Annotated in this window: 10 protein-coding genes; 1 reads left to right on the forward strand and 9 read right to left on the reverse strand. The window is 39.8% G+C overall.

Features of this window, described 5'->3' with window-relative positions:
• Positions 1–103: 103 nt before the first annotated feature.
• From topA to gyrA, 6 genes are all read right to left on the reverse strand, one after another.
• Entirely contained in the window at positions 104–2,191 is a 2,088-nt protein-coding gene (topA, locus tag PCY08_RS02310) for a type I DNA topoisomerase (protein WP_060955815.1), read from the reverse strand.
• A gap of 118 nt (positions 2,192–2,309) precedes the next feature.
• Positions 2,310–3,167, reverse strand: a complete 858-nt coding sequence (gene dprA, locus PCY08_RS02315) for a DNA-processing protein DprA (protein WP_367316837.1) — start codon at positions 3,165–3,167, stop codon at positions 2,310–2,312.
• Positions 3,168–3,274: 107 nt separating this feature from the next.
• Positions 3,275–4,210: a 4-hydroxy-tetrahydrodipicolinate synthase gene (gene dapA, locus PCY08_RS02320; protein WP_301559298.1), complete on the reverse strand. Its 936-nt coding sequence runs from the start codon at positions 4,208–4,210 to the stop codon at positions 3,275–3,277.
• 50 nt (positions 4,211–4,260) lie between these two features.
• The gene (locus PCY08_RS02325) at positions 4,261–5,337 is read right to left on the reverse strand and encodes an aspartate-semialdehyde dehydrogenase (RefSeq protein ID WP_000542499.1); all 1,077 of its coding nucleotides are present in this window, start codon (positions 5,335–5,337) and stop codon (positions 4,261–4,263) included.
• Between the two features lie 287 nt (positions 5,338–5,624).
• A complete protein-coding gene (locus tag PCY08_RS02330; RefSeq protein ID WP_000078698.1) occupies positions 5,625–6,374 on the reverse strand; it encodes a class A sortase in 750 nt (249 codons plus the stop codon).
• Positions 6,374–8,842 (reverse strand): DNA gyrase subunit A, encoded by a 2,469-nt coding sequence (gyrA, locus tag PCY08_RS02335; RefSeq protein WP_223141089.1) that lies wholly within the window; start codon positions 8,840–8,842, stop codon positions 6,374–6,376. The genes PCY08_RS02330 and gyrA overlap by 1 nt, the downstream gene beginning before the upstream one ends.
• A gap of 195 nt (positions 8,843–9,037) precedes the next feature.
• On the opposite strand from gyrA, the gene PCY08_RS02340 reads away from it, so the two are divergent.
• Positions 9,038–10,024, forward strand: a complete 987-nt coding sequence (locus PCY08_RS02340) for an L-lactate dehydrogenase (RefSeq protein WP_045763432.1) — start codon at positions 9,038–9,040, stop codon at positions 10,022–10,024.
• A gap of 57 nt (positions 10,025–10,081) precedes the next feature.
• Here PCY08_RS02340 and sdbB read toward each other — a convergent pair whose 3' ends face one another.
• The 3 genes from sdbB to PCY08_RS02355 form a co-directional block, all read right to left on the reverse strand.
• A complete protein-coding gene (gene sdbB, locus PCY08_RS02345) occupies positions 10,082–10,642 on the reverse strand; it encodes a thiol-disulfide oxidoreductase-associated lipoprotein SdbB (protein WP_223141090.1) in 561 nt (186 codons plus the stop codon).
• 12 nt (positions 10,643–10,654) lie between these two features.
• On the reverse strand, positions 10,655–11,362 hold the full coding sequence (ccdA2, locus tag PCY08_RS02350) for a thiol-disulfide oxidoreductase-associated membrane protein CcdA2 (RefSeq protein WP_301559299.1): 708 nt from the start codon (positions 11,360–11,362) through the stop codon (positions 10,655–10,657).
• Positions 11,363–11,489: 127 nt separating this feature from the next.
• Positions 11,490–12,350 (reverse strand): methionyl aminopeptidase, encoded by an 861-nt coding sequence (locus PCY08_RS02355; RefSeq protein WP_045763436.1) that lies wholly within the window; start codon positions 12,348–12,350, stop codon positions 11,490–11,492.
• Positions 12,351–12,354: the final 4 nt, after the last annotated feature.

A 12,354-nucleotide genomic window follows, 5' to 3' on the forward strand; every position in this document is an offset into this window, starting at 1 on the left:
ATTTTCATTGAGTATAAAATAATCTTCTTCTAGTTTCGCATACAATGATGATTTTTGTCAAGCACTAATCAAAAGAGCCTGAAATTTACTTTCAGGACTCATTTTATTTGATTTTTTCTTCTTCGTAATCACCATTGCTACAAACGATCTGCTTACCGCCACCACGGACTTTTTTCTCCATGAGGAAGTTGCCACATTTTGGACAATCTCGTCCAACAGGCTTGTCCCAAGAAGTGAATTCACACTCTGGATAGCGATTGCAACCATAGAAGATACGATTACGCTTGGTTTTTCGTTCAATAATTTGACCTTGATGACAGCTTGGACACTCAACACCAATCTCTTTCACGATAGCCTGTGTATGACGGCAATCTGGGAAATTGCTACAAGCATAAAACTTACCAAAACGACCAAGTTTAATGACCATCGGACTGCCACACTCTTCACAATCAAATCCTGCTGGCTCATCCTTGATTTGGATTTTTTCCATTTCCTCTTCGGCTTTGGCAACCTCTTTAGAGAAGGGTTTATAAAATTCATCAATGACTCGTTGCCACTGCTCTTTTCCAACTTCGACATCATCCAGTTTACCTTCCATTTCAGCTGTAAAGGTTACATTGACGATATCAGGGAAATATTCAACGATGAGCTTGTTAACAATTTCTCCCAACTCTGTCGGTTCAAAACGCTTGGCTGCCAAACGCACATAATAGCGCTTTTGAATAGTTTCAATGGTAGGTGCATAAGTTGATGGACGTCCAACACCATTTTCTTCCAAAGTCTTAATCAGTGTTGCTTCCGAATATCGGGCTGGTGGTTGAGTGAAGTGCTGCTCAGGTTTACTATTGACCTGCTTGACGACATCACCAACTACCATATCCGGCAACATCTTATTCTTATCTGAATCATTGTAAATAGCCAAGTAACCATCAAATTTAACCTGACTACCATTCGCTGCAAACTGAACTCCATTTTGAGAGAGCTTCACAGCCATGGTATCAAAGATAGCACCCGTCATCTGACTCGCTACAAAGCGATTCCAGATAAGGGTATAAAGCTTAAGTTGGTCTTTATCCAAATACTTAGCAATTTTTTCTGGCGTGTTAAAGACACTTGATGGGCGGATAGCCTCATGGGCATCCTGTGCACCAGTCGCATTCTTTACCTTGCTACCATGCTTAGAATACTTACTGCCAAAACGTTCGTTAATGTAGTTTGCAGCTTCATTTTGAGCAACTGGACTGATACGAGTCGAGTCTGTACGCATATAGGTGATCAAACCTTGGACGCCCGTACCAATATTAATCCCTTCATAGAGTTGCTGGGCAACCATCATGGTCTTTCGAGTACGGAAATTGATTTTATTAGCTGCATCCATCTGCATAGTTGAGGTAGTATAAGGGAGTGGAGCGTTACGCTTGCGTTCTTTTTTATCTACCTGATCAACTGTAAAGTCTTTGCTGGATAGATGAGACAAGACTTCTTTGACCTCTTCATTGCTTGTCAATTTCATCTTCTTGCCATTCATTCCATAGAAGGATGCTTGGAATTGCTTAGTCCCCTTTTTGAAGACTCCATCAATCGTCCAATATTCTTCTGGTTGAAAAGCATTGATCTCATTTTCACGGTCAATGATTAACTTGAGCGCAACAGACTGAACACGGCCAGCTGACAAGCCCTTCTTGACCTTTTTCCATAAAATTGGTGAAATGGAATAACCTACCAAGCGGTCCAAGACACGACGGGCTTGTTGGGCATCCACCAAATCCATATCAATCTTACGAGGTTCTTTAAAGGCATTTTTTACTGCATCCTTGGTAATCTCGTTGAAAACAACACGGTTAGCATCATTTTCATCTAGATTAAGAATATGAGCTAAATGCCAAGAAATTGCTTCTCCTTCGCGGTCCGGGTCACTTGCGAGAAAGACTTTATTGGCTTTTTTAGCTTCTTTTTTCAAGTCATTGATCAGAGGACCTTTCCCACGAATATTGATATATTGGGGTTCATAATTATTTTCTACATCGACTGACATACTGGATTTTTTCAAATCACGAATATGACCAACACTGGCTAAAACCTTATAATTTCTACCCAGGTATTTTTCAATCGTTTTAGCCTTTGCAGGCGACTCCACGATTACTAGATTTTTTTTAACTGTTGATTTTTTCTTCTTTGTTGCCGTAGCCACAGTATCACACCTTTTCAAAGTAATAAACTTTATAAAGTGTAAACCATTTTTAAAAACCTGTCAAGACTTAACTCCTATATATAGAAGAAAAGTTTAACCGATAAAACCTTGCTAGTTCTTAAAATTCAAATTCTGCTAGCACATCCTGACCACTTGAAACAAGTTTTGCACCTTCCTGAACCAAGTGATGACAACCATCTGAACGACCATCTAAAATGCTCCCTGGAATAGCAAAGACATCTCTTCCTTCTTCCATAGCTCGCTCACAGGTAATCAAACTACCAGATCTCATCTTTGCCTCAGCAACGATGACACCCATACATAGGCCAGCGATAATCCGATTTCGTGCTGGAAAGTGATATTTCAAGGGTTCTTCACCCGGTCCATATTCACTCAGTAGCAAATGATATTCACCTATGTAGTCCTGCAGTCGTTTATTAGAACGTGGATAGTAAACATCCAAGCCAGTCCCAATGACTGCAATAGTTTTTCCACCACCTTGAAGAATTGACATATGCGCTGCAGTATCAATCCCTCTAGCAAGCCCACTCACAATCACCAGCTCATTCTCCAGTTCTTCAATAACCTTACGGACCGATTTTGTTCCTGTTTGACTACAAGAGCGACTGCCTACAACCGCAATCTTAGGTAACTTTAAGAGATTTAAATCGCCCTTATAAAATAACAATACTGGAGCATCATAGATTTCACTGAGAGCAAATGGATAGACATCGTCTAGGATGGAAAAAGAGGGAAATTTTTCAAAGTCACTTCTTAATCGCTCCATGCTTTCAAAGGTGAGTTTATGGTAACGTTCCATAAAAACCACTGGATTTCGACACTCAGATGCTTCTACTATCGTTTCTAGGGTTAATTCTTGATCATAGATTTCTCCATATTGAAGTACCTTTAAAACCTGTTGATTACTTAAACCTGCTTGTTTCAACTTATAAATCTCAAAATTATCAATCTTAATTTTCATGATAGACTCCTTGTTTTTCTCTCTATCTATTTATTCGTAGAAAAAGAAAAAAACTTCCCAACAATATTACTTGTTTAGAAAGTTTTTTTATATTAGTTATCTTAGTAATCAGGACGAAGGACTCCAGTGACAGTTGCCTTGGTTGCTTCGTAGTCCCCATCAATAACAACCTTGATAATGCGTTTAGCATCCTCTTCAGGTGCAGGAACCAAAGGTAGACGAGTTGGCCCTGCTTCGAATCCCATATAGTTGAGTACCGCCTTAACAGGTGCTGGACTTGGGTAAGAGAAGAGAGCATTGACTTTAGGAATAAATTTACGTTGAATAGCTGCCGCTTTCTTCATATCACTTTCTTCGATTGCAGTAAACATTTCATGCATCTCATCCCCATTTGTATGGGAAGCAACAGAGATAACTCCGTCTGCACCTAGATTCATAGCATGGAAGGCATCTCCATCTTCACCAGTATAAACCAAAAATTCATCTGGTTTATGCTCAATCAAGTAAGCCATATTGGCAAGACTGGTACATTCTTTGACACCGATAATGTTTGGATGTTCCGCCAAACGAAGTAAGGTATCTGGAGTCATTTCAACAACTACACGACCTGGAATGTTATAAATAATAATTGGCAAATCAGAGGCATCTGCAATGGCTTTAAAGTGCTGATACATACCTTCTTGGGATGGTTTATTATAGTAAGGAACAATCGCAAGACCAGCTGCAAAACCACCAAACTCTGCTACTTCTTTGACGAATTCGATAGAGTCACGTGTGTCATTGGTACCAACACCGGCAATTAAAGGAACTCGTCCGTTGACAACCTTTTGAACAGCCGCAAACAACTGCAACTCCTCATCGTGAGTTAGAGTCGGACTCTCAGCAGTTGTTCCTGCTAGGAGAATTCCGTCTGTATGATGTGCTAATAAATGTTCAATCAACTTTGGAATGGCAGCGAAATTGATAGAGCCATCTTCATGAAAAGGAGTAATAAAGGCCGTGATAATTTTACAATCTTTTAAATCTTGATAAGACATACAAAACACCTCTCTATTTTAAAGAAGGAGTTCAAAAGAACTCCTACACATTATTTCAATTCAAATTTTAATTCAGCTGTTGGGCGAACCAATCCACGTTCGTGAAGTGTTTCTGCGATTTGAACTGAGTTCCAAGCTGCACCTTTAAGAAGATTATCAGAGACTACCCACATATGGATACCTTTTTCTGCATCCAAATCTTTACGGATACGTCCAACGAAAGTATCACGTGAACCAACAGCATTAACTGCTTGAGGATAGATTTGGTGAGCAACATCATCTTCAAGAACTGCACCTGGGAATGCAGCAATAGCAGCTTTCACTTCTTCAATTGGTGCTACTTCTTTTGTTTCAATATAGACTGACTCTGAGTGAGCTGACAAGACTGGAATCCGCACACAAGTTGCTGAAACAGCAATGCTATCGTCTTCCATGATTTTCTTGGTTTCATTTGTCATCTTCATCTCTTCATAAGTGTAGTCATTATCAGTGAAAACATCAATTTGTGGAAGAGCATTAAAGGCAATTGGATAGTGTTTCTTATCGCCACCTGAAGGCAAGATTTCCGCATGCAAATCACGTGGATTTACGCCATCATTCAAGACTTCACGAAGCTCACGTTGTGTTTCAAGAATTGCTCCCATACCAGCACCTGAAACTGCTTGATAAGTTGATACGATGATACGGTCCAAGCCCCATTTTTGACGGACTGGCTCAAGAGCCACCATCATTTGAATTGTTGAACAGTTAGGACAAGAGATGATTCCGTTGTGAGCATCAAGGGCGTGAGCATTCACTTCAGGAACAACCAATGGTACATCTGGATTTTGACGGAAGTAAGAAGTGTTATCTACGACAACTGCACCTGCCTTAACAGCATAAGGTGCGTATTTTGCAGAAGTTGATCCACCAGCTGAGAAAAGAGCAATATCAACCCCTTCAAAAGCATCTTCTGTTGTTTCTTCGATGGTCACATCTTGACCTTTGAATTGCAAGACCTTACCTGCAGAACGTGCAGACGCAAGGTAACGAATCTTATCGATCGGAAGAGTTGATTCTTCCAACATTTTGATCATTTGAGCACCTACGGCACCTGTAGCGCCAACAACAGCAACTGTGTATCCCATAACAAACCTCTTTCGGAATTTTCTAAAAATTTCTATAATAGAAACATTATACTACTTTTTACCAAAATTGAAAAGTCTTTTTCCTATCTATTTTCTGAAATTGACAAGAAAAGGCGGTAGGACAGAAATCGATAGACAAAGTCTCGATTTCGTAGTCCCAGCCCTGCGAGGATGATTAGGAGCTTTTTGGAGTCTAAAAGACGAACAAAAAGTTCAATCAGCTACCGCGTCAAAGTTTGATTGCTAATAAAAAATGAGGTCGGGCTCTTTTGTCCCAACCTCTTCTACTATTCATAAAATTGTTTATAGGGTTTATTAAAGGCTTCTAAGATATCTGATGGAGTCTCTGCATAAGATTTTATCTCTGTCAAATTCCCTTTAACGATAATTCTCTCAACTGCATTAGCATCTTCACAGGTTACCAAGGTAATCTCTTTAATCCCATCACGTTCGTCAATTACATCTACGCGATCAGGAGTTACAATTTTAACCTCTTCAATCTCGTATGTATAGACTTTTTCTTTATCAGTGAGATAAATTTTCATCCCTTTTTCAGCACGAGCAAGAGGAGAGAATAATTTCTTATCAGCATTTTCACCTGCAAATATACGGTGACTTGCTAGAGAATAATTTCCTTCCCCCATTACCTGATTGGCTTTCATTGTCCCAGCACCATAAAAGAGGTTAACATTATCGAGTCCCTTAAATATTGGTAGATTCATTTCAAGCTCCGGAATGGCAATCCCTCCGATTACCGGAAGTTGCTGGGAATTCCACTGAGCTGATAGGACTGCCTCCGAGGAAAGTGATTTTACAGAGTCAAAATCGAAATTTCCTTCTGTTTCTTTGTTCTCTTCAATCTCTTCCTTGGTCACTTGACTGACCTGATACTTATTAGTGTTCCAAATCATGAACATATCACGAATATTAGCATTGAAGATTAAAGCGATAGATAGCAAGATTAGGAATCCTGCCAGTATGTTAATCAGTAGATTTTTACGTTTATTTTTTTTACTTTGATTCTTTTTTTGAGACATTATGCTTCACTTTCTGTTTCCTGTTCTGCCCCAACTTCTTCTTTTTCTGCTGCTGCAACACTTGTAAAAGTCACAATCTTAGCATCTTGATCTAGACGCATCACTTTTACTCCCATAGTTGAACGTCCCGTTTGTGAAATATTGGCAACATTTGTTCGAATCATGACACCTGTGTCAGTGATAATCATCAGATCTTCGTCCCCTTTTACTGTTAAGAGACCAGCCAGAGGACCATTTTTTTCAGTAACATTGGCTGTTTTCATTCCCTTACCGGCACGCCCTTTTGTTGGATATTCAGTCGCAACTGTGCGCTTACCATATCCTTTTTCAGTAATGATAAGGACTTCATCTTGATCAGTAATCACTCTCGCTCCCACTACAGCATCACCTTCACGAAGATTTACCCCTTTAACACCAGTGGCGATACGACTCATACTACGAACTGAAGACTGATTGAAACGAACTGCATAACCTAATCTGGTTCCGATGATGATATCTGTGTCTTTTTCAGTTAGTAAGACATTAATCAACTCATCCTCATCTTTCAGATTTAAGGCTTTGAGACCATTTTGACGAATGTTGGCAAATTCTTTGACACTGGTTCTTTTGACAATACCTGCTCGAGTTGTAAAGAAGAGATAGGCATCATCACTACGTTCTGATTCAACATTGATAATGGTTTGAATGCTTTCACCTTCATCCAGTTTCAAAAGATTGACAACTGGCAAACCTTTGGCTGTACGACCGTATTCTGGAATTTCATATCCCTTAAGACGATAAACACGTCCTTTATTAGTAAAGAATAGCAAATGATCGTGAGTGCTGGTTGAAACCAATTCACGCACAAAGTCATCGTCCTTAACTCCAGTTCCTTGAACACCACGTCCACCACGTTTTTGAGCTGTGAACTCATCTTGGTCCAAACGTTTGATGTAACCTTTATTTGATAGAGTGATGAGAACATCAGACTCTTCAATTAAGTCTTCATCTTCAAGCGTCAAGACCTCACCAACCATCAACTCAGTACGACGTGGATCACCAAACTTACGTTTGACCTCATCCAGTTCTTCCTTGATGATTTGTGCTACGCGTTCTGGTTTTGCAAGAATGTCTGCCAAGTCAGCAATCAAAGCAATAAGCTCATCATATTCTGACTGAATCTTGTCACGTTCCAAACCTGTCAAACGACGAAGACGCATATCGAGAATTGCTTGACTTTGACGTTCAGATAACTTGAACTTGCTCATCAATTCAGCTTGGGCTTCTGCATCCGTTTCACTGGCACGGATGATACGAATGACTTCGTCGATGTGGTCCAGAGCAATCAACAAACCTTCTAAGATGTGTGCACGCGCTTCAGCTTTCTCTTTGTCAAATTGAGTACGACGAGTCACCACTTCTTTTTGGTGCTCAATATAAGCATCCAAGATTTGACGAAGAGAAAGAATCTTTGGTACACCATTCTGGATAGCCAGCATGTTAAATCCAAAGCTAGTTTGCATTTGAGTCATCTTGAACAAGTTGTTCAAAATAACATTGGCTGACGCATCACGTTTCACTTCGATCACAAAGCGAACTCCCTCACGGTTTGATTCGTCACGAACAGCTGTAATACCTTCGATACGTTTTTCCTGAACCAAACGCACAATATGTTCATGGACTTTGGTTTTATTAACCATATATGGAAATTCTGTTACAACGATACGTTCGCGACCAGTCTTAGTTTCTTCGATTTCAGTACGAGAACGAAGCACAATGGAGCCTTTCCCTGTTTCATAAGCCTTATGAATACCTGATTTCCCCATAACAAGAGCACCAGTTGGGAAATCTGGACCAGGAAGAACTTCCATTAATTCCTTGGTTGTAACTTCTGGATTATCCATGACCAACTTCACTGCATCAATGGTTTCTCCCAAGTTATGAGGCGGAATATTGGTTGCCATACCAACAGCGATACCTGTAGCTCCATTGACCAAAAGGTTTGGGAAACGAGCTGGGAGAACCAGGGGTTCACGTTCATTGGCATCATAGTTATCTACAAAATCAACGGTATTTTTATTGATGTCGCGAAGCATCTCAAGAGCAATCTTACTCATACGTGCTTCAGTATAACGCTGAGCTGCGGCACCATCACCATCCATAGAACCAAAGTTCCCATGCCCATCTACAAGCATGTATCGATAACTCCACCATTGCGCCATACGAACCATAGCTTCGTAGATAGATGAGTCACCGTGTGGGTGGTATTTACCCATGACATCCCCTGTAATACGAGCAGATTTCTTATGAGGTTTATCTGGTGTCACACCCAATTCGTTCATACCGTATAGAATACGACGATGAACTGGTTTCAAACCATCTCGAACATCAGGAAGGGCCCGCGATACGATAACACTCATGGCGTAGTCGATAAAGCTGGTCTTCATCTCCTTTGTCAGATTGACATTCACTAAATTTTTATCTTGCATTAACAAATGCCTCATTTCACTATTAGTAACTAGATATATTATACCATAGTTTGTCTCTTATTTCAGTGTTACAGTATGACTAAAACGTTTACATGGCTAAGTGGATGTTATATTCGTGACAAAGCTATTTAAAAGTGATAGAATGAAACTAAACAGGGTATTACCCTTAAAAAAACAAAGGAGATGTTTAGACTAATGACAGCAACTAAACAACACAAAAAAGTTATCCTCGTTGGTGACGGTGCCGTAGGTTCATCTTACGCTTTCGCTCTTGTTAACCAAGGAATTGCCCAAGAACTTGGTATCATTGAAATTCCTCAATTGCACGAAAAAGCTGTTGGTGATGCGCTTGACCTTAGCCACGCCCTTGCTTTCACTTCACCTAAGAAGATTTATGCAGCTGAGTACGCTGACTGTGCGGATGCTGACCTTGTTGTAATTACTGCAGGTGCCCCTCAAAAACCAGGTGAAACTCGTCTTGACCTTGTTGGTAAAAACCTTGCAATCAACAAATCTATCGTAACACAAGTTGTTGAATCAGGATTTAACGGTATCTTCCTTGTAGCTGCTAACCCAGTTGACGTTTTGACATACTCTACATGGAAATTCTCAGGATTCCCTAAAGAACGCGTTATCGGTTCAGGTACTTCACTTGACTCAGCTCGTTTCCGTCAAGCCCTTGCTGAAAAATTGGATGTAGACGCTCGTTCAGTTCACGCTTACATCATGGGTGAACACGGCGACTCAGAATTTGCCGTTTGGTCACACGCTAACATCGCAGGTGTTAACCTTGAAGAATTCCTTAAAGACACTCAAAACGTTCAAGAAACTGAATTGATCGAATTGTTCGAAGGTGTTCGTGACGCTGCTTACACAATCATCAACAAGAAAGGTGCTACATACTACGGTATCGCAGTTGCCCTTGCTCGTATCACTAAAGCAATCCTTGACGATGAAAATGCAGTACTTCCACTTTCTGTATTCCAAGAAGGTCAATACGGAATCAAAGATGTCTTCATCGGTCAACCAGCTGTTGTTGGAGCACATGGTATTGTGCGTCCAGTAAACATCCCATTGAACGATGCTGAAACTCAAAAAATGCAAGCTTCAGCAAAAGAATTGCAAGCTATTATTGATGAAGCTTGGAAAAACCCTGAATTCCAAGCAGCTTCAAAAAACTAATTTAAGTTAGAAAAAATGTCTAGACAGTTTGTCTAGACATTTTTATATTTCATTACTTTATTTCATTTGAGAAAAAGCTGCTTCTGCATCTGCGTTACTAATCGCACCTAATTGAATTTTAGCAATTTTACCCTGTGAATCAATTAGATATTCTGTAGGGATGCTTCGAATTTGATAATCTTGAAAAACAGCTCCTTTTGTATCATATAAAACAGGGATGTCTTTATAACCTTGTTCCTCAAACCATTTTGGAAATTGCTCAACAGTTTTTTCACCTTGAAGGCCTGGCGCAATGACTGATAAAATTTCGAAATCACGATCTTCCTTAGCAGCAAGCTCCATCAATTCTGGCATACTCTTCTTGCATGGTCCACACCAAGATGCCCAAAATTTAAGATAAACTTTTTTACCTTTATAATCAGATAATTTGACTTCTTTTCCATTCATAGATTGAAGGGTGAAATCAGGTGCTTCTGCTCCAATTGCTACTTGCTTCACAGGAGCTTGTTGTGTCTGATTTGATTGATTTTGTGGACTTGATTTTTTCTCTTCCTTGCCACAAGCAATCAGAAGAAAGAGAGACAAGAAACTAAGTCCAAAATAGATAATTTTTTTCATAGATAACTCCTTTTATCCTAATATTCCAGATAAGACATTTAACTGTCCCAACATTAATAAAATTCCCATGAGAATGATCAATAAACCACCAATTTTCTTCAATAAAAGTATGTGAGATTTGATTCTACTAAAATAAGGCATGACAAGACCTGATGCCAAGGCCAGAACTAAAAATGGAAGCGCCATTCCGAGAGTGTAAATGAGGGTTAATAAGGCTCCCTGAAGAGCTCCATTTCCTCCTGAGGCAGCCAGTGCTAAAACAGAACTTAATACTGGGCCTATACATGGAGTCCAGCCAAAGCTGAAGCTGATCCCCAGTAAAAAGGACGAGAGATATTTACTAGACTGTTTTTGCTTAAATGTTACTGTTTTTTGTACCTCTAATTTTTGTAGATGAAGAATTTCCATCTGATACAATCCCAGTATGATAATCATGATTCCCATGACATAACGGAACCAGTCAGCATAAAGTAAATTCCCAAGGAATCCTGCTCCGAATCCAAGAATAAAGAAAATGAGAGAGATACCCGCAATAAAACAGAGGGTACGAATCAATCCTGACCAGGCAACATCTTTACCCAAAAAACGAAATGTCTTTGACTCCTCTTGATCATCTAGCAGAACACCTGCATATACTGGTAACAAGGGAAAGATACAGGGAGAAAAGAATGACAAGACTCCAGCTATAAAGACAGAAATAAAAAATAAAATACTTTCCAATTAAGAACCTACTTTCATTTAGTTATATTTTATTTTACTATAAAAGAAAACGTTTGTAAGATATCTGCTACGCAAATTTATTTTCAACTTGAAAGAATCAAAAAAAGGAGCTCAGCTCCTTTTTTGATTAATAAGTTCCCTCTTCGCCTTGACTTGTCAAGATTACAGGGCCATCTTTTGTAATAACAAACTGATGCTCGTACTGACATGATAGTCCACCATCGATTGTTTTATGTGCCCAGCCTGTTTTCATATCTGTATCGATTTCCCAATCACCTGTATTGATCATAGGTTCGATTGTCAAAACCATACCTTCACGAAGGCGGAGACCACGACCTGCGATACCATAGTTAGGCACCATTGGTTCTTCATGCATAGTTGGACCAACACCGTGTCCTACAAGATCACGAACAACTCCGTAACCACGGCTTTCAGCATATTCCTGAATAGCAGCTCCAATATCTCCAATACGATTTCCTACAACAGCCTGCTCAATTCCCTTATACATAGCTTCTTTGGTAACATCCATCAAGTTTTTAACTTCTTCTGATGGTTTTCCAACAGCGTAAGCCCAACAAGAATCTGCCAAGCCGCCCGTAAAGTTTTGAGTATATTTTTTCATCTGCTCAACGTTGTTAAAATTTAGTTTAGAAACATTGAGGTCAGACTTAGCGATTGGCCCGCCAAGAACCATATCTACCTTCAGCAAATCGCCTTCCTTCAAAATATAGTGGCGTGGAAAAGCATGGGCTACTTCGTCATTAAGCGAACAACAAGTTGCGTATGGATAATCCATCATTGCCCCATCAACACCGATTTGTAAAGGGAGGAAATTTTCTTCTTTACAACGACGACGCACATATTCTTCTACTTCCCACATATCTACACCTGGTTTGATGATGTCACGCAAACCGATGTGAATACTGGCAAGAAAATCGCCAGCCTTATCCATTGCTTCGATTTCTCTAGCTGATTTTAATGTAATCATGTTT

The sequence above is a fragment of the Streptococcus sp. SO4 genome, assembly GCF_030440055.1.
GTDB lineage: Bacteria > Bacillota > Bacilli > Lactobacillales > Streptococcaceae > Streptococcus > Streptococcus nidrosiense.